The sequence below is a fragment of the Nocardia sp. NPDC046763 genome, from assembly GCF_040645495.1.
Lineage (GTDB): Bacteria > Actinomycetota > Actinomycetes > Mycobacteriales > Mycobacteriaceae > Nocardia.
Genome location: NZ_JBEYYI010000007.1, coordinates 187,936 through 212,005 on the forward strand (window position 1 = coordinate 187,936; position 24,070 = coordinate 212,005).

Sequence of the window (24,070 nt, forward strand, 5' to 3'; positions counted from 1 at the left end):
CATCCTCGGGTCTGTCCGTTTCGACCGACCCGAGGGAGGAGCGTGCCCAACTGCCGGGGGATACTGCGCTGATGCCGACCGAACCCAGCACCAAACCGGCCGCGGGGCGCGGCGCACCCACGAAGTTCGGCGCGGAGTTCGCCTTCCGCTCGGCGGCCACGGCCGCCGGTGGGATCATCGTCGCCGCCATCGCCCTGATCGCACTGTTCCTGCTGATCCGGGCGTGGCCTTCGATCATGGCCAACAAGGCGAACTTCTTCACCACCACCGAGTTCAACGTCAAGGACGAGAACAACCTGCGCTTCGGCATCAAGGACCTGTTCATGGTCACGGTGCTGAGCTCGGTGTTCGCGCTGGCGATCGCCGTGCCGATCGGTGTGGGCATCGCGCTGTTCCTGACGCAGTATTCGCCGAAGGCGCTCGCGCGGCCGTTCTCGATCATCGTGGATCTGCTGGCGGCCGTGCCGTCGATCGTGTTCGGTCTCTGGGGTCTCCTGGTCGTGGCCCCCAAGCTGGGTCCCTTCCAGGACTTCCTGAACAAGAATCTGAACTGGCTGTTCCTGTTCTCCGACGGCAATGTCAGCATCGCCGGTGGCGGCACCATCTTCACCGCCGGTGTGGTGCTGGCGGTGATGATCCTGCCGATCATCACCTCCGTCAGCCGTGAGGTCTTCGGCCTCACCCCGCGCTCGCAGATCGAGGCGGCACAGGCGCTGGGCGCCACCAAGTGGGAAGTGGTGCGCCTGACCGTGCTGCCGTTCGGCCGCTCGGGCGTGATCGCCGGTTCCATGCTCGGCCTGGGTCGCGCGCTCGGTGAGACCATCGCGGTCCTGATCGTGCTGCGCACCTCGACCAAGGCCGGCCACTGGTCGCTGTTCGACGGCGGCTATACCTTCGCCTCCAAGATCGCCTCGGCCGCTTCGGAATTCAGCTCGAAGCTGCCGACCGGCGCCTACATCGCCGCCGGTTTCGTGTTGTTCGCTCTGACGTTCGTCGTCAACGCACTGGCTCGGCTGGCGGCCGGCGGGAAGGTCAACGGATGACCACCACACTCGACAAGCCGATCAAGGCGCCGACCTTCCGGCATGTCAGCGTCGCCCGCCGGCTCAAGAACAATATCGCCACCGGCCTGGTCTGGCTGTGCTTCGGCCTGGCCCTGGTGCCGCTGCTCTGGGTGCTCTACGTGGTGATCCAGAAGGGCGCGAAGGCCGTCGCCAGCATCGACTGGTGGACCAAGTCGCAGAACGGTGTGCTGCCCGATCAGCATGCCGGCGGTGTCTACCACGCCATCTACGGCACCATCGTGCAGTCGGGCATCGCCGCGATCATCGCGGTGCCGCTCGGCATCATGGCCGCCGTTTTCCTGGTCGAGTACGGCCGGGGCTGGCTGGCCAAGACCACCACCTTCATGGTGGACATCCTGGCCGGTGTGCCCTCGATCGTGGCCGCGCTGTTCATCTTCGCGCTGTGGATCGCCACCTTCGGCAACCCGCAGAGCGCCTTCGCGGTGTCGTTGGCCCTGGTGCTGCTGATGCTGCCGGTGGTGGTGCGCAGCACCGAGGAGATGCTCAAGCTGGTTCCGGACGAATTGCGGGAAGCCTCATACGCTCTCGGCATTCCGAAGTGGAAAACCATTGTGCGGATCGTGATTCCGACCGCCGCGCCGGGCATGATCTCGGGCATGCTGCTGGCCATCGCCCGCGTCATGGGTGAGACCGCGCCGGTACTGGTGCTGGTGGGTTACTCGAAGGCCATCAACTTCGATGTCTTCAACGGCAATATGGCCTCGCTTCCGCTGCTGATGTACCAGGAGCTGTCGAATCCGGAGCCCGCTGGCCGCGAGCGTATCTGGGGTGCGGCGCTGACCCTGATCCTGATCATCGCGCTGCTGTACCTCGCCGCCGCGGCGGTCAACAAGCTGCTGACGCGGAACCGATAGAAGGAAAGACTGATGGCCAAGCGAATTGACGTCAAAGACCTCAATATCTACTACGGCAAGTTCCATGCGGTCGCCAATGTCGGGCTGACGGTGCTGCCGCGCAGCGTGACCGCGTTCATCGGTCCGTCCGGTTGTGGCAAGTCGACCGTGCTGCGCGCGCTCAACCGCATGCACGAGGTGACCCCGGAGGCCCGCGTCGAGGGCGCGGTGCTGCTCGACGGCGAGGACATCTACGGCGCCCAGGTCGATCCGGTCGGCGTGCGCCGCACCATCGGCATGGTGTTCCAGCGGCCGAACCCGTTCCCCACCATGTCGATTCGCGACAATGTGGTGGCCGGGCTGAAGCTGCAGGGCATTCGCAACAAGTCCCAGCTGGACGAGGTGGCCGAGCAGTCGCTGCGCGGCGCCAACCTCTGGAACGAGGTCAAGGACCGCCTCGACAAGCCGGGTGGCGGCCTGTCCGGTGGTCAGCAGCAGCGGCTGTGCATCGCCCGCGCCATCGCGGTGTCGCCGGACGTGCTGCTCATGGACGAGCCGTGTTCGGCGCTGGACCCCATCTCCACGCTCGCGATCGAGGATCTGATCACCGAGCTGAAGAAGGAGTTCACCATCGTCATCGTCACCCACAACATGCAGCAGGCCGCGCGTGTGAGTGACCAGACCGCGTTCTTCAATCTGGAGGCGCAGGGCAAGCCGGGCAAGCTCATCGAGATCGACGAGACGGAGAAGATCTTCTCCAACCCGTCGCAGAAGCAGACCGAGGACTACATCTCGGGTCGCTTCGGCTAAAAATAGACCTTCCGGCGTTCACGGCCCCTGCCATCAGGCAGGGGTCGTTCCGTTTGTGCAGGTGGGGCCAGGTAAGCGGCCGCTGTGTGGCGTCGGTCATATGGCCTGTCGGTAATTGTGTGCAACCGTTCGTAACAGTTAGTCTGACCCTATTGGTAAACCGATCGGTTTAGTAAGGAGGTGTCGGATGACCGTCTCAACGGCGAGCCTGGGATCCGGACAGACCGCGGCGGAACTGCCGCAGCGGGCCAAGGTGGCGGCCCTGATCGCCATCTGTCTCGCGGAACTGCTCGTGGTCCTGGACAACACACTGGTCAATGTGGCCCTGCCATCCATGGCCGTACAGCTGCAGGCCGACATGAGCGGCCTGCAATGGATCGTCGACGCGTTCACCCTGGCCTTCTCCGGCCTGCTGCTCGCCATGGGACACCTCGGCGATCGGTTCGGACGACGGCTGTTCATGATCATCGGACTCGGCGGCGTCGCGGTCATGTCCGCCGCCGGCGCGCTCTCCTCCGGCCTCGGACAGGTCATCGCGGCCCGCGCCGGCATGGGCGTGTTCGCGGCCGTGGTCTTCCCGGCCACGCTGGCGCTCATCACCAATATCTTCACCGCGGCCCGCGAACGCGCCGCCGCCATCGCGCTGTGGACGGCCATGGCCGGCATCGCCGTCGCCATCGGCCCGACCGTGGGCGGCTGGCTGCTCGAGTACTTCTCCTGGCACTCGGTGTTCTGGATCAATGTCCCGGTGGCGCTGGTGGGCATCGGGGCGGTGCTGGCCACCGTGCCGGAATCCCGTGCCGACCATGTGGATCGGCTCGACCGCATCGGCATCCTGCTTTCCCTGGCCGGCGTGACCGCGCTGGTGTGGTCCATCATCGAGGCCCCCAAGCACGGCTGGTTCGCGACCGAAAGCCTTGCGGGCTACCTGCTTTCGATCGCCCTGCTGGCCGCGTTCGTGGCCTGGGAGCTGCGGGTGCCCGCGCCGGTGCTGAACATGCGGCTGTTCCGCAATCGCCGCTTCGCGCTGCCGTCATTGGCCATCACGGTGTCCTACTTCTCGGCGTTCGGCTTCCTGTTCCTGATCACCCAGTACTTCCAGGGTGTGAAGGAACTCTCGCCGTTCGAATTCGGCATCCACTCACTGCCTTTCGCGGTGGCGGTGGGCTTCGGCGCACCCATCGCGACCATGCTGGCGCAGCGGGTGGGCACCACGGCCATGCTGGTGTCCGGGCTGCTGATCCTGGCGGCGGCCATGTACATCGCGGGCCGGACCACCGTCGAGACCCCGTACCTGGGACCGGTTGTGGTGTCCATGATCCTGATGGGCCTGGGCTTCGCGGTGGTGCAGGGACCGGCGACCGAATCCATCATGGGCGCGGTGCCGCTGGAGGAGGCGGGGGCGGGCTCGGCGGTCAACGACACCACGCGTGAGGTGGGCGGCGCGCTCGGGGTGGCCCTGCTGGGCTCCATCATGACCTCGGTCTACGCCGGGAAGATCGGCGGCCGGATCGACGCGATTCCCGCGCAGATCATGAACGTGCAGCAGAAGGAACTGGCGGGCAATACGCCCATCAGCATCATCGGGATCGTGAAGGCGCCGGTGAATCCGCTGCTGGCGCAGGCGAAGGCGGATCTGATCCACGCCATGAAGGTCGCGGCCATGCAGGGCGCCGAGGCCGCGTCGTATGTCGCGGTCGGCACCCTGGTGGTGTGCGCGGTCATCGTGGCCGCGACGCTCCCGTGGGGCCCCGAACGGGGTCGGTCGATCCTGATGGGCTGGCGCGAGTCCGACGAGGACTGACAGCACCGAATCGAGGGAGTTCCGGGGTGCGCCCCTGAACTCCCTCGATCGCCGTCCTAGATGCTTTCCTTCTCGGAATCCGGGTCGGGCGGCAGCACGCCGGTGACCAGGAACACCACCCGCCGCCCGATCTCGACGGCGTGGTCGGCGAAGCGCTCGTAGTAGCGGCCCAGCAGCGCCACGTCCACGGCCGCCGCCACGCCGAACTGCCAGTCGCGGTCCATGATCAGCGTGAACAGGTGCTTGCGCAGGTCGTCCATCGCCTCGTCGTCGTCGGTGAGCTTGGCGGCCCGCTCGGGATCGCGAGACTCCAGCACCTCCTTGGCGGTGGCGCCCATCTTGACCGCGACCCGGCCCATCTCGGCGAAGTAGCTGTTGACGGCCTCCGGCACGGCGTGCGCCGGGAAGCGCCGCCGGGTCATCTTGGCCACGTGCAGCGACAGCACGCCCATCCGGTTCACATCGGCGACGATCTGAATCGCGCTGACCACCTGCCGCAGATCACCGGCTACGGGGGCCTGCAGGGCCAGCAGTGCGAAGGCCTTCTCCTCCGCCAGCTGGATCATCTCGGCGATGCGGTCGTATTCGGTGATCACCTGCTCCGCGAGCTCGAGATCGGCGCTGAGCAGGGACTGGGTGGCCCGCTCCATCGCCGATCCGGCGAGCCCGGCCATGCCGCCGAGCAGATCGGCGAGCTCGGCCATTTGTTCGTTGTAGATGACACGCATGACTCAAGACATTAGTGCGCACCGCTGACCAAGTCACCAACTGCGGGTTAACCGTCGGTGCCGGTCGGTTCCAGCGCCGATGCCGCAGTTCCGGCCAGCGGGACGCGCGGTCACTTGCACAGGTCGTCGGCGGCGTTGACGTGCTCGAGATCGGACGGAAGTGTGACCGGAGCCGCACTGGGCCCACCCGAGTCGCTCGGTGTGTCGGGCAGCGGCTGGCCGAAGGCGGTGGGCGACTTCACGGTGCCGGTGAAATCGGAACCGGCGACCACTTCGACAATGCTGCCCAGCCCGCTCGCCGGTTCCAGGATGGCACCCGGAATGGCGCTGGCCACCGTCCCGGCCTCGGCCTCGTGGCCGCTGGAGTAGCGGACCTTGGTCTTGGGCGAGGTGCCGTCGGCATAGTTGCCGGTGCTGTAGATCTGGAAGCCCTGTGCGGCCAGCTTGGTCGCCGTGGTGCCCGCGATGCCCACCTGGCCGGAGCCGTTGGACACCTGCACCGAGACGGTGCTCGGATCCACGGCCGCCGCATGGGGCTTGGCCACGGGCGCGGCACTGGTGCTGGGCGGGGTGTCGGTCTGCTTCTCGCCGGGCAGCGGCTGGTCGTCGATGATGGCACGGAAGATGGCCTTGATATCCGATTCGCGCGGGATCTCGTTGCCGTAGGAGGTGGTGCCCGCGGTGGGGACGGTCAGGAAGGTGATGGCCCCGGCCTGCATCTTCTGCATCGAACGGCCAAGTGTCAGAAGGTCTTTGGTGGTGACGTTGTCCATGAACGAGTGCTTGGCGAAGGCATCGATGAAGCCGTTGAGCTTGCCCGGATCGAAGAGCACCTTGCTCGACAGCGCACTGCGCAGCAGTGAGGACAGGAACCGCTGCTGCCGGTTGATGCGGTCGTAGTCGCTGCGCTCCTCGCCGTACACGTGCCGGGCGCGCACGTAGTCCAGTGCGGTGGAGCCGTTCACGACCTGCTTGCCGGGCGTGGTGAGCACGGTGCCGAGGATCTCGTCGACCAGCGGCTTGGTGGTGCACACCTCGACGCCCCCGACCACGTCGACCATGGATTCGAAGCCCGAGAAGTCGATGCCGACGAAGTGGTTGATCTTCAGGCCGGACAGTTTGGTGATCACCTTGGTCAGGCACTTGGGTCCGCCGAGGGCGTAGGTGGCGTTGAGCTTGTCGCCGTCGGCCGCGGGGAACTTCTCGCTGGTGTAGGCGGCCTTGTCGTTGTCCCAGCCCTCGCAGACCGGGCGGGTGACGTCCAGGTCGCGGGGGAAGGATACGGCGACCACGCGGGCCCGGCTGGCGGGGATGTTGACCAGCATGACGGTGTCGGAGCGCGCGCCCTCGGCGTCGTCCACGGTGCCCGCGCCGAGGGCGCCGTTGGCGCCCGCGCGGGTGTCGGTGCCGACGATGAGGAAGTTCTCGTCGCCGGTCTGCCCGTCGGCGTCGACGACGTCGGGTGAGTTGTCGTCGAGTGCGGAAACCTGCTGGAAATTATTGTCTTTGGCGCGCAGGTAGCTCCAGCCGCTGCCGGTCACGATGAGCGCGATGACGGCGACGACGGCGAGCGTGGCGCGGCCGGCCAGCTGCAGCCGCCGGTTGCGGCGGCGGCGCGTGCTCGAAACCCATTTGGCCGGTGCGGGTCCCACGGCCGCCGGGAGCGCGGTGGTCGGATAGTCGGCGGGCGACTTGACCTTTCGCGCGATCAGCGCCCGGGTGCGAGCGGTCGCGGTCGGGGCGGCCGGCGGGGGCGGCACGGTGTCGGTGACCGGGGGTAGTTCCACGGTGACCGGTTCCGCGGTCGGGTCGGCCGGGCGCGCGCCGCGATTGCCGGGTGCGTTCGCGACCCGGCGTAGGTGGCTGGTATCGCGCACAGCGCGCTGTGACCCGGTGTTGGCCGCGGGCTGCGCGCCGGTCGAGGCCGCCGGCTGTGATCCGGTGGCGGGCACGGGAGTCTGCGGGGCTGCCGGTTGCGGCGGCACGGGTGCCGAGCCGTTCGGCCCGGGGATTTCGCGGCTCGTCTCGGCCGCGGGTTCTTTCGGAGTCTCCGGTTCGTCCCGGCGGCGTCGCCGGGTCTGGCGTTCGCTGTCCACGCGGTCGACCAGGTCCTGGACCGAAATAGGTGCTGCGGCAGTGGGTTCGGCGTCGTCGGTGTACCGGGAGCGGTGGTCGGTGCGCGCCGGATCGTCCTCGTCCGCGGGGTAGCGCTCCCAGGGGGCGCGACCTCGGGGCCGTGGCGTACGCCCGTACCGATCGTCACCCACCAACGAACCTCACTTCGCTCTTGATGCCGAGGGCCATGATAACGATTTCGCCACGGCAAACCACTCGAACGTATGTCCACCGCAGGTGGGGCCGGTTTTTCGTGCTGTCGGGGTATGCGGCACGCCCGGGTGGGCACGCTTCGCAAAGTGTGCCAGGGCGTCGTCGCATCGCCCGGCAGCTGCGCCGGGTGGTGATCGGATCGAGCTCGGAACGGGAGCGATCAGCTGCCGCCGTGAATGACTCAGCCGCCGCTGTGCATGACGTCGGCCGCGGTGGGCACGGTCGCGTCCTCGGGATCGTCGAGCCAGCCGTCGGGGAGGGCCACCTTGGTCTGTGGGGAACCCTGGCGTCCGCGCGGGCCGAGCGCATCGGCCGGGAACGGCACGTCCGGCTCCAGCTGCCCGACCAGATCCGCGATCTGCGCCAGGCTGGTCACCGTGGCGAACTGCCGGCGCAGTGCCGAGCCCACCGGGAAACCCATCAGGTACCAGGCCATGTGCTTGCGGATATCGCGCATGGCCTTGTCCTCGCCGTCGTGCTCGACGAGCAGCGCGGCGTGCCGGTGGAGGATCTCGCCGACCTTGCCGAGGGTGGGGCCCTCCGGAATCGGCTCGCCGCGCAGGGCGGCGCTCAGCTCCGCGAACAGCCAGGGCCGGCCGAGGCAGCCGCGGCCCACGACCACACCGTCGCAGCCGGTCTCGGCCATCATGCGCAGGGCGTCATCGGCGGTGAAGATATCGCCGTTGCCCAGCACCGGAATGCCGGTCACGGTCTCCTTGAGCCGGGCGATGGCGGACCAGTCCGCCTGCCCGGAGTACAGCTGCGCGGCCGTGCGGGCGTGCAGCGAAACCGCTGCGGCGCCTTCGGCTTCGGCGATGCGGCCGGTGTCCAGGTAGGTGTGGTGTTCGTCGTCGATGCCGATGCGGAACTTGAAGGTGACCGGCACATCGCCTGCGGCCGCGACCATTTCGCGCACGATCTCCCGGAACAGCCGCCGCTTGTAGGGCAGCGCCGACCCGCCGCCGAGGCGGGTGACCTTGCGCACCGGGCAGCCCAGGTTCATGTCGATGTGGTCGGCCCAGCCCTCGCCGACGACGATCCGCACCGCCTCGCCCAGGGTCTTGGGGTCGACGCCGTAGAGCTGCATGGACCGCGGCGACTCGTCCGGCCCGAAGGCCATCATGTTCAGCGTCTTCTCGTTGCGCTCCACGATGGCCCGCGCGGTGATCATCTCGCACACGTACAGCGAAGTGGCGCTGCCGAATTCGCGGCACAGGGTGCGGAAGGCGACATTGGTGATGCCCGCCATCGGGGCCAGCACGACCGGCGGATCGAGCGGGTAGGGCCCGATCCGCAGCTCGGTCTTGGGGGCTTCGAGCGAGACAGTCACATCGTCCAGTCTCTCATCCGCGCGCTCGCGGCCAGAGCCGCGTACCGCCCGCAGTGCCCCCGGTCACAGCGGTCACCACATTCGCAAGCCGCGGCGGCGCACCACGGCGACCGCGAGCACCGTGCCGACAAGCCAGACCGCGAGCCCGACCCCCAGGTGGATCGCACCGCGCAGATCGCCCGGCATCGAGCGGCCCAGGTGGTAGCCGAGGATGGCGCGCTGCTCGCCGTCGATCGGCGCGACGAAATAGTAGAGCCCGTACGGCAGGACCAGGTGGGTAAGCCAGGGCAGCGTGCTGCGCCAGTCCCGGCGCGCGGCCCAGCGCTGCCCGAGCGCGCGTGGCGGGACCGCGAGCAGCGCCGACACGATATTGCCCACCCCGAGCCAGGCCAGGATCGGCAGCGCCACATCGGCGACCGAAACCCCGGCGCGCCGCATTGGGTGCGCGCTGGTCTTCGCGGTGAGCACGGCCGTGGCCAGCAGCGTCGGCAGTCCCACGATGATCAGCAGCGCGAGGTTCTTGACCACCAGGATGCGCTGCACCGGTACCCCGGCGGCCAGGCTCAGCCGGGTCCGGTCGGCATCCACGCCGAGCACATTCGTGGTGGTGACGTCGGCGAGCACGAAGGTCGCGAAGTAGACGCCGACCAGCACCACCCAGCCGTGCTTGTGCAGGGTGAGCGGCGAGATCAGCAGAAAGAGCCCCGACAGCACCACATTCGCGCCGACGCCCTCCAGCCACAGCGCGGGCGGGGTGAACGACCAGCGCACCTCGCCCGCGACCTGCCGCCACAGCGGCCGTCCGGGATCGATCGGGCTGGGGGCGGGATGGCGGCGCTCGGTGCGGAACTGGGTGAGCGCGCGTTCTCGTACGGCCAGCAGGGTGCCGCGCATCGGTTCAGTCCAACGAGTCGACAAAGTCGCCTATCCGGGCGGCCACGGCGCCGGGCAGCCGTCGTGGCAGATGGTGGCCACCCCCGCTGATCAGATCGATTCGGGCACAAGGCAACTGCTCGCACAGTGCGTGGGAGGTGGAGATCGGCACGACCCTATCGGCCGGGTCGGCGATGATCAAGGCCGGCACGCGGATGTCCGCGAGCCGCGCGGTCCACCGGTCCAGCGTGTCGAACATTTCCCGCTGTTCGGTCAGGAAACTGCGCCATACCGGACCGTGCCGGTGATGCACGCCGGCGAGCAGCGCGAGCGCGGTCCCGGCGGCGGTCCCTGCCGGGCTGTGGTCGAGGCCCTTGCGTGCCAGCCACGGCAGCACCGACCACGCGGTCAACGCCAGTGCGGTGCCGGCGAACGGTGCGGCGAGCAGCTCGTCCCAGGCGGTCAGGCAGCCCGGTCCCACGCTGGAGACCAGCACCAGTCCACGCACCCGGTGCGGCGCCAGTGCCGCGGCCGCCAGCGCGACCGCCCCGCCGTACGAATGCCCGGCCAGGACGGCACTGTCGATGCCCTCGTGGTCCAGCCGGTCGAGCAGCCAGCGGGCATTGTCTTCGATGGATCCCGCCGGTTCCGGATTGTCGCCGTATCCGGGGCGGTCGAGGGCCAGCGCGGTGAGCGATCCGGGCAGCCGGGCGGTCACCGCGTCCCAGTCGGAGCGATCGCCCGGTTGCCCGTGCAGCAGCACCACATTCGCGGTGCGGACCCGGGTGTCGAGGCTCATGCAGTCATGATCGGGCCCGCGGGCCCGAACCGGCCGGGAAATCCCGGTGAGCTTGCTGTGAGTCGCGCGCAGGGCGCGAAAACGGCCCCTCCGGATCGAAATCCGGAGGGGCCGTTGCTATTCGCTCGAGAGGCCGGGAAAGCCCGCAGCCGGCTAGCTGCCGGTGGCGGCCAGCTCCTTCTCGCGCTTGGCGGCCTCGCGGGCCAGCATGCGGTCGCGCTGCTCCTCGAACTTCACGACGTCCTTGCTGAGCTTCTCGAGGAAGGTGCCCAGGCGCTCCCGGGTCTCCTCACCGCGCGCGGTGAAGTCGTCGCGCTCGAAGATCCGCCACTTCTTGAGCACCGGGTTCACCACCTCTTCGAGGTGCTGGCGCAGGTCGTAGATGCCGTGCTTGGCCATCAGCACGCCATTGCGGCGGAAGTTGGGCATGCCGGCGCCGGGCATCTGGAAGTTCTCCAGGATGAGGGTGATGGCCTCGAGGGTCTGGTCGGGCGACAGGTCGAGGGCCGCACCGCACATGTTGCGGTAGAAGATCATGTGGAGGTTCTCGTCGGCGGCGATGCGCTGCAGCATGCGATCGGCGATCGGGTCGTCGCAGACGCGGCCGGTGTTGCGGTGCGAGACGCGGGTGGCCAGTTCCTGGAAGGTCACGTACGCGACCGAATAGAGGAATCCGGCATTGTTCGACAGCTGCTCGAGCTCCTCGGTGGGCGAGGCGAACCCGTTGGTCATGTGGATCATGCGGGCCTGCTCGAGGGCGACCGGATCGACGCCGCGGGTCACGACCAGGTAGTCGCGCATGACGATGCCGTGCCGGTTCTCCTCGGCGGTCCAGCGGCCGACCCAGGTGCCCCAGGCGCCGTCCTGGGAGAAGTTCTCGGCGATCTCGCGGTGGTAGGAGGGCAGATTGTCCTCGGTGAGCAGGTTGGTGACCATGGCCGCCTTGGCGACCTCGCTCAGTTTCGACTGTTCCGGATCCCAGTCGACACCACCCATGGCGGCGAAGTTGCGGCCTTCGTCCCACGGCACGTAGTCGTGCGGGTGCCATTCCTTGGCCAGGGAGAGGTGGCGATTGACGTTCTCCTCGGCAACCGGCTCCAACTCCGTCAGCAGCTCGAGTTGAGTCAGATCCTTTGCCATACGTGTGCCCTTCGTGTCGTGCGTCGTGCTGTCGTACCCTCGCCGGCCTGCCGCCGCGCCCATACCTTACGTGACCGTAGGGTGATGTGAAACTCACATGTGCGCCATTGCGGCGTAGGTGAGAGATGTCATATGACAGGCGGCCCACAGCGACGGGTGTATCGCCGTGGGCCGTAGTTCGTTAGCCGCGCATCCGCGCGAGATGCCCGATTACTTCTTACCCAGTAGCCCGCCCAGTACGTTGCCGAGCACACTGCCCGCGTTCTGGCCGACCGCCCTGCCCGGAATGTCGCCCGGACCGCCGCCGCTGTTTCCACCGGTGGCGCCGCCGAGCAGACTGCCGAGCAGATCACCGATCCCGCCGCCGGGCTGCCCGGCCGCGCCGCCGCCTCCACTCAGGGCCTTCTTGCCGAGGTAGGCCAGCACGATCGGCGCGAGCATGGGGAGCAGGTTGCCCATCAGGTCCTGGCTGATGTTGTTACCGCCGACATTGCCGAGAGCGCTGATCACCGTGTTCTTCTCGGCGCCGAAGGTCTGATCGACGATCTGGTTGCCGTTGGAGACGTCCACCTGACTCATGTCGACACCGCCGTCGAGCAGGCCGTGTGGCTGGCCGGCGACTTCGCTCTCCAGGTTCAGTCCGACCTCGGGGTTGCCGACCTGTGTCTGGAAGCCGCCGAGTAGGACGGGGACGGCCGCATCGATCGCCGTCTTCGCGGTCGCCTCGTCGACGCCGAGCTTCTCGGCGATCTGGGCGACCGGGACATTGGAGAGCAGGTCATCGAAGGAAGTCATGAACTCCGCCTGTGGTGATGGTTCCCGGGAAAAGCTCTGCTCCGGTCACGGTAGGTGAAGTCCGGACAGATTGCTACGGATTCGCGGATGTGGCGAGGGGCCCGGAAGTATGACTCCGGGCCCCCGCGTGGGTGTGCCCCCACCAGGGCTCGAACCTGGGACCTGCGGATTAAAAGTCCGTAGCTCTACCAACTGAGCTATAGGGGCGTGCGGGACGTCAGTTTAGTGCGCCGACCCCGCAAGTGTTAAACGAGTATCCGATTGTGCTCTGGCGGACGGTATTTGCGCAGGTCACGATGTGCCGTCGAGGTCCGGGCGGTGCGGCGCGGGCGCGCAACGGGGAACCGCGGAGGGCGGTGGCGTTCGCGGGGGGACGACGCGGTGTGCCGTTGGGTGACGGGCCGTGCCGATCGAGTGACGGGCCGTGCCGATCGGCGGGGCTCGGGGAGTCGCGGAGGTCGGTTGGGGGGACGATGTGGCGCTGTGAGGGTGCGGACCGGTCGGTGCGGCACCGCGAGAAGGTGGACCCCGGGGTGGGCAGGGGTCGGCGCGGAGTGTGGGCGGGGTGGGGTGGCGGTGTGGTCTCGCCGTGTCCACTGCCCGATGGGTTCCGGGCAGCCCGGTAAGCGGGCGCTGATTGCCGGTGCCGAGGGGTCCGGCAATCGCCTTGCCACTCAGTTTGTTTCGCTGCGCAGAAGTGTGAATATCATCCAATGGTGATGTGTGGCAAGCTATTTGGTGCTGGGGGTGGAAACCGGTCGGAGCCGGCGCGGGCGTGGGGCGGCGGCTCGGTGGCACTGCGGTGTCGATGTGGACAGCGCGCGCGGCGGCGATCGGTCGGCCGAACATCGGTGGGATATGGGCGAATTCGTCGATTCGAACCAATCATCCTTACGATTGCTGGGGAATTGCGGTTTTCGATAGGGGGTGTGCTGGCTAACTGACTTTCCGGTACACCTCACGCTGGGTGCGCTTTCCGGGTACGGTGACCGACTGGTGAATTCCCGAGGAACCGGGATTGCCCCGGCGGCACGGGATTCGGCTTATCGTTGATGTGCCCGAACGTGTCGCGACCGGTCTGGCCGATCGCGGCGCCATTACGATGAAGCTGCGGGGAGGCGGACCTGGACGACGTGAACGCCCGGGTGCGCACCCCCTGCGGTGCACCCGGGCGGGAAAAACTATACCAGTTGGTGTGTTTCAAGTTTTTCGCGCTTTTTCGTACCAAGAGTTTGGTAATTCCGGGCGAAGCCCGTTTTGAAGTATTTGAAAGACACGTAACTTTGCGTCGAGGCCGCGCGGCGGTCGGCGACGGTTAGCTAGCTTCGGAGGCGTTTCGAGCATGGCACGGCAACAAGAGCGGGCCCGCCGGACACGCGCGGCGATCATCAGGTCCGCCGCCGTTGAGTTCGGGAAGAGCGGCTATGCCGCTGCTTCGCTCAACCGCATATTGGAAGGTTCCCGGGCGACCAAGGGGGCCATGTACTTTCACTTCGACTCCAAGGAGGACCTGGCTCGCGCGGTGCTGGAGGCGGCGGTCGACCGCTATCGGGCATCGACCGAAAGGTGGCTCGCTCGAACTGATCTCGGGCCACTGGACGTGCTGCACGGCATGATCGACGAGATCGCGCTGCGGCTGGAGAACGACATCATCATCCAGGCCGAGTTCCGGCTCATCATCGAGCCGGAGTTCTACCGCGACATCCAGGCCGGCGGCGGCCGCATCCTCGGGCGCGCCATCCGGCAGCTCGCGGTGAAAGCGGCCGAGCACAAACAGCTCCGCCCGGATTCGGATCCGGACCGGTTCACCCGCACCTTGGCGGCGGCGCTGGCGGGCCAGCGCTATATCTCCGATGTGCTGGCGGGACCGGTGGATCTGCGGGCCCGGTTCGCCGAGGCGCTCGAGGTGATAGTGGACGCCACCGCGACACCGGAGTGGAGCGAGGAGTTCCGTCGCACCGGCTGGCGGGTGTCCGCCCGGCTCGAAGATCTCAACTTGGGACTCTGACCAGCTGATTTGGGAATCACGCGGAGCCTGTCATAAGCTATCTCCGCTCCCAACGGAAGCCGTTGAGCAAACGGTCCGGAGAGATCCGGCGGGCCCCCTTCGTCTAGCGGCCTAGGACGCCGCCCTTTCAAGGCGGTAGCGCGGGTTCGAATCCCGTAGGGGGTACAACGATGGCAACATCGTTGTCGGAGCAAGAGCAAGGCCCTGTGGCGCAGTTGGTTAGCGCGCCGCCCTGTCACGGCGGAGGTCGCGGGTTCGAGTCCCGTCAGGGTCGCAAGACTCCTTGCATGGCAAGAAGTTAGTACAGCGTGGCATTCGAATCGGGTGCCCACGGCCAGGTAGCTCAGTTGGTACGAGCGTCCGCCTGAAAAGCGGAAGGTCGCCGGTTCGATCCCGGCCTTGGCCACCAGATCTGGAAGACCCCGTCCCTCGGACGGGGTCTTTCGGCGTTCCGGGGTTATCCGCGTGTTTTTCGGCCTGTGGGTCTGATCTTGGTGGAATGCTGGACCTCATGGCTGAGGACAATCAGTGGTATTACTGCATCTCCCATCAGAAGGCGGAGCAGGGGAAGACTTGCTGGGTCGGCGATCGGATCGGGCCTTATCCGGATAAGGCGACAGCGGAGCGGGCGTTGGATATTGTGCGGGAACGAAATCGGCGCGCGGACCAAGAGGACGACTGACGCCGGAGTGACGGGGGTGACGCGCTGCTCGGTGCGCTCACGAGGCACTCAGGTTGACCAGGTACGGTTTCGTAGCCAGAAAACGACCAAGCGGGAGGGTAAACCTTGAAGGTCACGGTGGTGGTGCCGACCTACAACGAGCGGGAGAACCTGCCGGTCGCGGTGGAGCGGCTGACCGCGCTACCGGTGGCCGACCTGCATGTGCTGGTGGTGGACGACAATTCGCCCGACGGCACGGGTGAGGTGGCCGACAAGCTGGCCGCCGACCTGCCGAACGTGGTGAGCGTGCTGCACCGCACCGAGAAGGACGGTCTGGGCCGGGCCTACATCGCCGGCATCACCAAGGCGCTGGACGAGGGCGCCGACGTGGTCATTCAGATGGACGCCGACCTGTCGCACCCGGCCGAGGTCATCCCGGCCATGCTGGACAAGCTGGAGTCCACCGATGCCGGCGTGGTGCTCGGATCCCGTTATGTTCCCGGGGGTTCCACCGCGGCGGAGTGGAAGTGGTACCGCAAGGCGCTGTCGGCCTGGGCCAACTTCTACGTGAATATGATTCTGCGCCTGGGCGTGAAGGACGCGACCGCCGGTTTCAAGGCGTGGAAGGCGGACACGCTGCGCGCCATCGACGTCGCGTCGATCAAGTCCAACGGCTATTCGTTCCAGGTCGAGATGAACTACCGGACGGTCAAGAAGGGCATTTCGATCGCCGAGGTGCCGATCCGTTTCGAGGAGCGCACCAAGGGCGCGTCCAAGATGAGCCTGAAGGTGCAGCTGGAGTCCGCGGCCATGCCGTGGAAGCTGCTCTTCGGTCGCGCTGTCTGACTAACTGCCGGGCTCACTTTCGGGCCAGTGGAGCAGCGTGTCCACGAACAGCTGCCGGACCTGTTCCACCTCGGCGTCCATCCGGGCCGGATCCCAGCCGCTGACATCGATCGGCGGTAGGACGGCCACGTCCACGACGCCTTTGCGTACCACGGCCGAATTGCGCCACGCGATTTCGCCCGCGTTCCGGATCACCACCGGAATCACCGGCACCCCTGCCTGCCGGGCAATATGGAACGCGCCCTTCTTGAACGGCCCGATGCGCGGGGTCAGGGATCGGGTTCCCTCGGGCGCGATCACAACCGACAGTCCGCCGCGCAGGGTGTCGACGACGGGTCCCAGCGCGGCCTTGGCGGCCGCGGTGTCGGCGCGGTCGATGAAGGTCACCTCGACGAAGCGCATGAGGGGACCGAAGATCGGGTTCTTGGTGATCTCCCGCTTGGCGATGCCGGTGAATCCGGTGCCCAGCACCTCGGCCAGCACCACGATGTCGAACTGGCTCTGGTGGTTGAAGATGAACACGGCCGGGCGTGGGGTGCGGGCGTTCTCGGCGCCCACCACCCGGACCTTCACACCGGTGCCGCGCAGGGTGGTGTCCGCGGCGTAGGTCATCATCGAATCCGCCATCTGGCGGCGCTGTTTCGTGTGCGCCTTGGCGGCCACGCCGAACAGGGCCCCGCCCAGCAGGCCGGTGAATCCGGCCAGGGTGCGGGCGTAGTCGGTGGCTCTGGGCGCTTGCCGGGGCCGGAAGTGCAGCACCGGCCAATCCTTTTCGGCCGCCTCCAGCACGACGCGCGGATCCGGGTTCACCGCGACCGGGTGCCCGGCGGTCTGCAGCAGCGGCAGGTCGGCGGCGCTGTCGGCGTAGGCCCAGCTCTGGGTGAGGTCGATGTCGTGGGTGATGGCGAAGCGGCGCACGGCGTCGGCTTTGCCGTTGCGCCACAGCGGCTTTCCCTCCACGTGCCCGGTGAGCACGCCGTCCTGCACGGCCATGGCGGTACACAGGACGTGCGGGACGCCGAGTTCCTCGGCCACCGGCCGCACCTGGTAGCAGGTGACCGAGCTGATCAGCACCAGCGTGTGCCCGGCCGCCTCGTGCTCGCGCACCAGCCGCCAGGCCTCCGGGTAGATGTGCCCGTACACGTTGCGCGCGAACGCCTGTCGCCCGAGTCGAGCCAGCTCGTCCTCGGCTGTCCCGGCCCAGCCGTACATCACCGATTGCAGGAAGCGCTCGTACTCGCCCTCACTGCGCGCCCCGCGAATACTGCCGAGCAGGGTGGCGGTGAGCGCGCCCTGGGTGCTGCTGCGCCGCAGCAGTCGCCGGGGCAGCGGCGGCGGGTTGAATCCGTGCACGACGGTGCCGCCGAAGTCGAAAATCGCTGCGGCGCGCGGTCCTTGCGGTCCGGTGCGCACGGCTTCGAGGGCCGCGCCGAGATCCTGTGCGCCGACCGGGCGCTGGGTGACGCCGACGCCGGGCCGGAGCGGCGGTGCGGGCCGGCCCGCGCCGATTACCCGGACCCGGTGCGTCATAGCGCTTCCAGGCGGTTGGAGGGGTCGAGGGTGGCGGCCAGGGAGAGGCGCTGGCCGATGGCGCGCAGTTCCGCGGCGAAGCGGCTGCGGCGGGCGGCCAGATCGGCGGGATCGTCGGACGGGGTGAGCAGGCCGTGGTTGTCGGCGAGTTTGACCGCGCTGCCGAACAATTCGGAGGACACCGATTCGGGGCTGTGCAGCCGCTGTTGCAGCAGCATCTGTTTGCCGACCTGCAGGCATTCGTCGACCAGGGCCTTCTTGTCGATCTCGGCGACCGGGTCGCGGGCGGCCAGCCGTTCGGCCACCACCAGTTGCGCGTCGAAGAACGATCGCAGCACCCGGTGCGCCATCATGAACCCGGATTCGGCCAGCCGGGCCAGGATGTCGGAGCCGACGGTGCCCGCGGCGGTGCGCTGATGCCAGTCGGGGTCCACCAGCAGCATTTCCGCGGTGAGCTGGCTGGTGAATTCGGCCCGCTCCGGGAAGAAGAACTCGAACTTGAGCAGGTCGCGCAGCCGGAAGGCGGCCTCCCAGCCGACCCGGAGCTGATCGCCCTCGGGCGCCTCGACGGCGGTGAGGATGGCCAGTTCGAGGATGGCGCGGTTGACGAACCAGTGCACGGCGCTGTTGCGATAGAACGCGGCCTCCAGGTGTGCCCCGGCATTGATGGCGTATACCGGTTCCAGCCCGCCGCGGTACACGGTGACCACGGTGGCGACGGTCAGCTGTTCGAGCACCACGGCCAGCCCGTGATCGTCACGCAGCGCGTCGAGTTCGCCGCTGGGCAGGTTCCGGCGCTGGATGTAGCCGAGGACGGGCGCGATGGCGGTGCGTAGTTCGCCGCGGGTGAGGGCGCGCTCGTGCACGCCCAGCAGCACCAGGGTGGTGAGGGCGTTGACGGTGATCGGGGTGACGTCGTTGATGCCGACGGCGACCTCGAAGGCCAGCCGCTGCACGGCCAGGTGCTCGAGTTCGAGAGTCCGCTCGGGCGCCGCATTCGGGTAGACCGTCAGCGGATCGCCGTTCACGGCCAGCCGGTCGCGGGCCGAGAGCGGGGTCCCGAAGCGCACGTACACGCGCCCGGCCGAGTGCTGCTGGTTGCGCACGTAGCGGGCCAGCCAGGTCAGGCCCTCGGGTTGTTTGCGGCCGCCGGTCTGTTCGCTGGCGATGGCCCCGATCTCGTTGAGCCGCTCGTAGGTGATGGATACCGGCACCAGCATGACGTCGTCGATGCGTTTCGAACGCAGCGCGGCCGCAAGGTAATTCAGCAGCCCGTAGCGGGGCGGCCGGAGTTTGCCGGTGCGGGTGCGCCCGCCCTCGAAGTACCACTCCAGGTTGAAGCGCTTGCTGAGCAGGTAGGCGAAGTACTCCTCGACGACCGCCTTGTACACCTCGTCGTCGCCGAAACTGCGGCGGATGAACACGGTTCCGGTACGCCGCGCGATGGGCCCGATCGGCCAGAACTTGAGGTTGGCCCCGCCGACCACGTGGTTGGGCGGAAAGTCGTTGCGCGCCAGGATGTCCCCGAGCACGAAGGCGTCCACGTAGGACCGGTGCGAGGGCAGGAAGACCAGCGGGTAGCGCCGGTTGAGCGAGCGCAGCCGGTCCAGCCCGGACTCGTCGGCGTCGACCTTCCAGGTGGAGGCGTGCACGGGCCGCATGGCCTGGGTGAACAGGTCCGACACCAGCCGGCTCTGCGCCGCGACGAGTTCGCGCAGGCCCTTCTCGGCCCGCCGATACACCTCGCGCGCGGGCACGCCGGACTCCTCTGCGATGGCGTCGAGCCGCCGCAGGAATTCGGGCGAGTCCAGGATCTCCTCGACCACCAGCCGCGGCACCTTGTACCGGTCGCCGATGACGGCGCGTTCGGCGCGTTCCAGGGCGACGATGCCGGCGCGCACGATGGCCCGCCCGAAAGCGTCGGGCGCACCGGCGGATCCGGGATTGTTGGCGCGCAGCTCGCTGAGCCGGGCGGGTTGCCCGGTCAGCACCAGGTGCCGGTCGGGGGCCTTGCTGAGCAGCCGCCGCTGCATGAGCCGGTTGGGTTTGCGGGGGTTGGTGAGGGTGAGCAGGTCGCTGAAGGTGGTGCGGCGCACGCCGTCTCGCTCCGGCGGCAGCCACAGCACCCGGACCGGCACCACCAGCGGGTCGTCGCTGCGCCCGACCAGCCGGGCGGTGACGGCCGCGGGGTCGAGGTCGAGCTGGGTGACGGGGGCGGCGGTGCCGAATTCCTGGGTGATGCCGCCCTCGGCCAGCCAGTGTCCGACGAGGGCGCGCTCCACCGGGGAGGCGGCGTCGACCAGGGCGACCACGGACTGCGGAGCGGTGAGCGCGGCTTCGGGGAGCCGGCTGTCATGATCGAGCATTCTGGTTACCTCCGCATGAGCCGCTGCGATCCATTGAAGCCCAAACGCGCGGCGTCGGGCGGTAGGTCGGGCAATTCCCCGGTCGGGGCGTGGGTTTCGCGGCGGCGCGGGGCGTCGTGACGCAGGTCGCGATCGACCCCTCCCCGCTCTGGGAAAGGTAATGCTAACCTCGCTCATCAAGTTAGGTAAGCATAACCTTGGAGGTCTGGTGTCGGTCGCTGGCGAACGGGTACGGCTCGAGGGGGAGCAGCGGTGGGGCGAACACGTCACCGATCCGGTCGCGGCGGTCACCGCGCTGGCGGCGGCGGATCGCTTCGGCGAATACGTGGTGTACGAGCGGCCCGGCGAATGGGTGTTCGCGGCCGACCCGCTGGGCGGCGTCGAGCTGGACGCGAACGAACTGCGGGTGAGCTGGGACGGGCGCACCACCGCCGGGCCGTGGACGGGGAATCCGGCGCAGGCCGTCGACGGCGCGCTGGCCGCATTGCCGCTGGGCGGCCGGAATGCGTTCGGGTGGATCGGATTCGAGTTCTGCGCCTGGTCGCTGGGCGCGACCACGCACGTGCATCCGCGAGCGACACTGGCGCACCTGATGATTCCGCGCATCGAGGTGCGCATCGACGCCGCCGGGGTGCGGGTGTCGGGTGCGACGCCGTCCGAAACCGGCGACATCCACGCGCTGATCGCGGCCGCGCAGGACACGAGGCTGCCGGTCGCGCACCCCGTCGACGTCACCGTGGATCCCACGGGCTACCGGGACCGGGTGGCCACCGGCATCGCCGAGATCCGGGACGGCAGGTACCAGAAGGTGATTCTGTCGCGGAAGGTGGAACTGCCCTTCGCGGTGAACATTCCGGCCACCTACCGGCTGGGCCGCGTACACAACACCCCGGCGCGCTCGTTCCTGCTGCGCCTGGGCGGACTGGAGGCCGCGGGCTTCAGCCCGGAACTCGTCGCGGCCGTGGACGAGGATCGGGTGGTCACCACCGAGCCGCTGGCCGGGACCCGGGCCTTCGGGCGTGGCGACGAGGTCGATCTGGCCGCCCGCGCCGACCTGGTGCGGGATCCGAAGGAGATTGTCGAGCACGCCATTTCGGTGCAGACCTCGTTCGCCGAGATCGCGGCCGTGGCGGAGCCGGCCACCACCGCGGTCTCGGACTTCATGGCCGTGCGGGAGCGCGGCAGCGTGCAGCACCTGGCCTCCACGGTGCGCGGGCGGCTGGCGGCCGACCGCAGCCCGTGGGACGCGCTGGAGATGCTGTTCCCGTCGGTCACCGCCTCCGGGATTCCCAAGGCCGCGGGCGTCGATGCGGTGTTCCGCCTCGACCGCGATCCGCGCGGCCTGTATTCCGGTGCGGTGGTGACGGTTTCGCCCGACGGTGCGCTGGAGGCGACGCTGGTGCTGCGCGCGGTCTATCAGACCGGCGCGGGCGCGTGGCTGCGCGCGGGCGCGGGCGTGGTCGGGCAGTCCCGGCCCGAACGCGAATTCGAGGAGACCTGCGAGAAACTCGGCAGTATCGCGCCGTACGTGGTGCGCGCCTGAGCGTCAGACGCCGAACTCGACCCCGGTCAACCGCTCGGACAGCTCCCAGAGCTGCCCGGCGGTCTTCTCGTCGTGGGAGGCGGCATTGGAGCCGACCCGGGCCGGGTGACCGCGCCAGTTGAACCGGTCCGGCCCGTAGTAGCCGCCCGGTTCGACCTCGGCGGTGGCGGCGTACAGCGTTGGGAGAGCGCCCATCTCGGCGCTCTGCGCCACCAGTCGATTGCCGAGGCCGACGATCTGCTCCAGCAGGTTCTGGGTCTCCGAGCTGATCTCGGTGGCGGCATAGCCCGGGTGCGCGGCCACCGACAGTGTGGGTGAGCCGGTGAGCGTCAGCCGTCGCTGCAGTTCATAGGTGAACAGCAGCAGCGCCAACTTGGACTGCGCGTACGCGCCGAAACGGGAGTAGGTGCGCCGCTCCCAGTTCAGGTCCTCCAGATCGATGCGGCCGATGAAGTGGGTGATGCTGGAGGTGTTCACCACCCGCTCCGAAATCCGGTCCAGCAGTAGGCCGGTCAGGGCGAAGTGGCCCAGATAGTTGGTGCCGATCTGCAATTCGAAGCCGTCGGCGGTGCGCTGTTTCGGCACCGCCATCACCCCGGCGTTGTTGATGAGGACATCGGCGCGCTCGACACCCGCGGCGAAGGCGCGTACCGAGGCCAGGTCGGCCAGGTCGAGCTGGCGGATCTGCACGCTCCCCGGCATGGTCCGGGCCACGGCCTGCGCCTTGATCTCGTTGCGGCAGGCCATGATCACCTGGGCGCCGGCGGTGGCCAGGGCGCGCGCGGTGGCCTCGCCCAGACCGCTGGTGGCGCCGGTGACGATCACGATCCGGCCGGTCTGGTCAGGAATGTCCGATGTGTTCCACCCGCCCATGGCTGAACCCTAGGGCGTGTGGCTCAGTAGCGCGCGGCGAGGGCCTTCTTGTCGATCTTGCCGACCGCGGTGACGGGCAGGACGTCGGCCTGCCGCAACACATCCGGGAGCTTGTAGGCGGCCAGGCCGCGCTCGGTCAGGAAGGCCTTGATGGCGGCCGGCGACGGCAGCTCGCCCGCGGTCACCAGGACCACGCAGACCTTCTCGCCGAGCGCCGGATCGGGCAGGCCCACGGCGGCCGCGTGCCGGACGCCCGGATAGGAGAGCAGGTGTTCCTCGAGCTCGTCACAGGAGATGTTCTCGCCGCCGCGATTGATGACGTCCTTGATGCGGCCCGACACTATCAGGTGGCCGCTGGGCAGGCGGCGCACGAGATCGCCGCTGCGGTAGTAGCCGTCCGGGGTGAAGGCGCGCGAATTGTGTTCGGGGGCGCGGTAGTAGCCGCGCAGGGTGTAGGGGCCGCGGGTGAGCAGTTCGCCCTCCTCGCCGTCGGCGACGTCGTCGCCCTGCTCGTCCACCACCCGGACCTCGTCGGCGGGGGAGAGGGGGCGGCCCTGGGTGGCGCAGACCAGTTCGTCGGAGTCCCCGGCGCGGGTGTAGTTGAGCAGGCCCTCCGCCATGCCGAACACCTGTTGCAGTCGCACGCCCAGGGCGGGAACGACATCGCGGGCGTTCACCTCGGCCAGCTTCGCGCCGCCGACCTGGAGCAGGCGCAGCGAGGAAATGTCGGCGTCCTCCCACTCCGCGGCCGCGCACCACAGCTGGGCCAGCGGCGGCACCACGGCGGTGACGGTCACACGGTGGCGTTCGATGGCGGCGAAGGCACTCTCCGGGCTGGGATCGGTCACGAACGCCATGGCGCCGCCGGTGCCCACCGTGCCCAGCACGCCGGGGCAGGCCAGCGGGAAGTTGTGGGCGACCGGGAGGGTCGCGAGATAGACGTCGTCCGGGCCGAGCTCGCAGACCTCGGCGCTGGCCTGCGCGTTGTAGGCGTAGTCGTCGTGAGTGCGGGCAATGAGCTTGGGCTGGCCGGTGGTGCCGCCGGAGACCAGCATGAGCGCGATATCGGAGGCGTCGACCTCGGGTAGCGAATCGCCGTCGGCGGGAATCGAATTCAGGTCGGTGAACGGGCCGGGGTCGCCGAGCACCAGGACGTGCCGCAGGGCCGGGACCTGCGTGCTCACCTCGGCGGCGAGGGTGCGGTAGTCGAAGTCGGCGAGCCGGTCCGCCGTCACATAGGCGACCGCGCCGGAAAGCCTTGTCAGATGCTCGATCTCGGCGCGCCGGTGGGCGGGCAGGGTGAGCACGGGGATGATCCCGGCGCGCAGCAGGCCGAACAGCACCGGAACGAACTCGGGGACATTGGGCAGCTGCAGCACGACTCGATCGCCCGGCCGGATGCCCAGGGCGAGGAGTCCGTGCGCCATCCGGTCGGCCGCTAGATCGAGCGCCGCGTAGGAGGTCTCGGCGTCGCCCAGCAGCGCCGGTCGATCGGGCCACTGCCGGGCCGCGTCGCGCAGGAGTTCGCCCAGCGGCCGGCCCGCCCAATATCCGGCCTGCCGGTACTGCTCGGCCAGGTCGTCGGGAAACGGGACGAAGCCGTCGCGATGGTCCGTGGCGGTCGATGCGGTCGATGTCCCCGCGAAGGCGGTCGTTGTCTCGGCGGATGCACTCGATGTCACAGCTCTGACCTCCGACTAGTAAGGGTGACCTTGCAT

General features: G+C 68.4%; 18 protein-coding genes and 4 tRNA genes. 10 read left to right on the plus strand and 12 right to left on the minus strand.

The features are described 5' to 3' along the window. Positions 1-71 precede the first annotated feature (71 nt). The 4 genes from pstC to ABZ909_RS14505 all read left to right on the plus strand — a co-directional run bounded on the left by pstC (position 72) and on the right by ABZ909_RS14505 (position 4,532). Positions 72-1,043 carry a phosphate ABC transporter permease subunit PstC gene (gene pstC, locus ABZ909_RS14490; protein WP_356998922.1) on the plus strand — a complete coding sequence of 324 codons (972 nt, stop codon included), beginning with the start codon at positions 72-74 and terminating at the stop codon, positions 1,041-1,043. Further along, positions 1,040-1,939: a phosphate ABC transporter permease PstA gene (gene pstA / locus ABZ909_RS14495; protein WP_356998925.1), complete on the plus strand. Its 900-nt coding sequence runs from the start codon at positions 1,040-1,042 to the stop codon at positions 1,937-1,939. Before pstC ends, pstA begins: the two co-directional genes overlap by 4 nt. Before the next feature lie 12 nt (positions 1,940-1,951). Continuing rightward, positions 1,952-2,728 carry a phosphate ABC transporter ATP-binding protein PstB gene (gene pstB / locus ABZ909_RS14500; RefSeq protein ID WP_040854892.1) on the plus strand — a complete coding sequence of 259 codons (777 nt, stop codon included), beginning with the start codon at positions 1,952-1,954 and terminating at the stop codon, positions 2,726-2,728. Between the two features lie 187 nt (positions 2,729-2,915). After that, on the plus strand, positions 2,916-4,532 hold the full coding sequence (locus tag ABZ909_RS14505) for an MFS transporter (protein ID WP_356998927.1): 1,617 nt from the start codon (positions 2,916-2,918) through the stop codon (positions 4,530-4,532). A gap of 56 nt (positions 4,533-4,588) precedes the next feature. Here ABZ909_RS14505 and phoU read toward each other — a convergent pair whose 3' ends face one another. From phoU to ABZ909_RS14545, 8 genes are all read right to left on the minus strand, one after another. Then, on the minus strand, positions 4,589-5,260 hold the full coding sequence (gene phoU / locus ABZ909_RS14510) for a phosphate signaling complex protein PhoU (protein WP_356998930.1): 672 nt from the start codon (positions 5,258-5,260) through the stop codon (positions 4,589-4,591). A 110-nt stretch (positions 5,261-5,370) separates the two neighbouring features. Further along, the gene (locus tag ABZ909_RS14515) at positions 5,371-7,527 is read right to left on the minus strand and encodes an LCP family protein (RefSeq protein ID WP_356998933.1); all 2,157 of its coding nucleotides are present in this window, start codon (positions 7,525-7,527) and stop codon (positions 5,371-5,373) included. A gap of 242 nt (positions 7,528-7,769) precedes the next feature. Continuing rightward, positions 7,770-8,918, minus strand: coding sequence for a tRNA dihydrouridine synthase DusB (gene dusB / locus ABZ909_RS14520; RefSeq protein ID WP_356998936.1), 1,149 nt, complete (start codon positions 8,916-8,918; stop codon positions 7,770-7,772). 72 nt (positions 8,919-8,990) lie between these two features. Continuing rightward, complete coding sequence (locus ABZ909_RS14525; protein WP_356998939.1) at positions 8,991-9,812, minus strand: hypothetical protein; 822 nt, start codon at positions 9,810-9,812, stop codon at positions 8,991-8,993. 4 nt (positions 9,813-9,816) lie between these two features. Further along, positions 9,817-10,590: an alpha/beta hydrolase gene (locus tag ABZ909_RS14530; protein ID WP_356998942.1), complete on the minus strand. Its 774-nt coding sequence runs from the start codon at positions 10,588-10,590 to the stop codon at positions 9,817-9,819. Between the two features lie 153 nt (positions 10,591-10,743). Next, entirely contained in the window at positions 10,744-11,730 is a 987-nt protein-coding gene (locus ABZ909_RS14535) for an acyl-ACP desaturase (protein WP_356998944.1), read from the minus strand. Positions 11,731-11,940: 210 nt separating this feature from the next. Then, a complete protein-coding gene (locus tag ABZ909_RS14540) occupies positions 11,941-12,525 on the minus strand; it encodes a DUF937 domain-containing protein (protein WP_356998947.1) in 585 nt (194 codons plus the stop codon). 134 nt (positions 12,526-12,659) lie between these two features. Continuing rightward, positions 12,660-12,732, minus strand: a tRNA-Lys gene (locus ABZ909_RS14545). A gap of 1,135 nt (positions 12,733-13,867) precedes the next feature. On the opposite strand from ABZ909_RS14545, the gene ABZ909_RS14550 reads away from it, so the two are divergent. The 5 genes from ABZ909_RS14550 (at position 13,868) to ABZ909_RS14570 (ending at position 16,040) form a co-directional block, all read left to right on the plus strand. Then, on the plus strand, positions 13,868-14,533 hold the full coding sequence (locus ABZ909_RS14550) for a TetR/AcrR family transcriptional regulator (protein WP_356998950.1): 666 nt from the start codon (positions 13,868-13,870) through the stop codon (positions 14,531-14,533). A 92-nt stretch (positions 14,534-14,625) separates the two neighbouring features. After that, a tRNA-Glu gene (locus ABZ909_RS14555) sits at positions 14,626-14,698 on the plus strand. A gap of 35 nt (positions 14,699-14,733) precedes the next feature. Further along, positions 14,734-14,807 (plus strand) — tRNA-Asp (locus tag ABZ909_RS14560). A 58-nt stretch (positions 14,808-14,865) separates the two neighbouring features. After that, positions 14,866-14,942 (plus strand) — tRNA-Phe (locus ABZ909_RS14565). Positions 14,943-15,338: 396 nt separating this feature from the next. Then, entirely contained in the window at positions 15,339-16,040 is a 702-nt protein-coding gene (locus ABZ909_RS14570) for a polyprenol monophosphomannose synthase (RefSeq protein WP_040855099.1), read from the plus strand. Here the strand turns inward: ABZ909_RS14570 and ABZ909_RS14575 are convergent, their stop codons facing one another. Next, positions 16,041-17,570 carry an HAD-IB family hydrolase gene (locus ABZ909_RS14575; RefSeq protein ID WP_356998953.1) on the minus strand — a complete coding sequence of 510 codons (1,530 nt, stop codon included), beginning with the start codon at positions 17,568-17,570 and terminating at the stop codon, positions 16,041-16,043. Continuing rightward, positions 17,567-19,936: a glycerol-3-phosphate 1-O-acyltransferase gene (locus ABZ909_RS14580; RefSeq protein ID WP_356998956.1), complete on the minus strand. Its 2,370-nt coding sequence runs from the start codon at positions 19,934-19,936 to the stop codon at positions 17,567-17,569. The genes ABZ909_RS14575 and ABZ909_RS14580 overlap by 4 nt, the downstream gene beginning before the upstream one ends. A 208-nt stretch (positions 19,937-20,144) precedes the next feature. On the opposite strand from ABZ909_RS14580, the gene ABZ909_RS14585 reads away from it, so the two are divergent. Continuing rightward, positions 20,145-21,479 carry a salicylate synthase gene (locus ABZ909_RS14585; RefSeq protein ID WP_356998958.1) on the plus strand — a complete coding sequence of 445 codons (1,335 nt, stop codon included), beginning with the start codon at positions 20,145-20,147 and terminating at the stop codon, positions 21,477-21,479. Positions 21,480-21,482: 3 nt separating this feature from the next. Here ABZ909_RS14585 and ABZ909_RS14590 read toward each other — a convergent pair whose 3' ends face one another. Together ABZ909_RS14590 and ABZ909_RS14595 are read right to left on the minus strand one after the other, a co-directional pair. Next, positions 21,483-22,352, minus strand: coding sequence for an oxidoreductase (locus ABZ909_RS14590; protein WP_356998960.1), 870 nt, complete (start codon positions 22,350-22,352; stop codon positions 21,483-21,485). Positions 22,353-22,375: 23 nt separating this feature from the next. Continuing rightward, positions 22,376-24,034 (minus strand): AMP-binding protein, encoded by a 1,659-nt coding sequence (locus ABZ909_RS14595; protein WP_356998962.1) that lies wholly within the window; start codon positions 24,032-24,034, stop codon positions 22,376-22,378. Between the last annotated feature and the right edge of the window lie 36 nt (positions 24,035-24,070).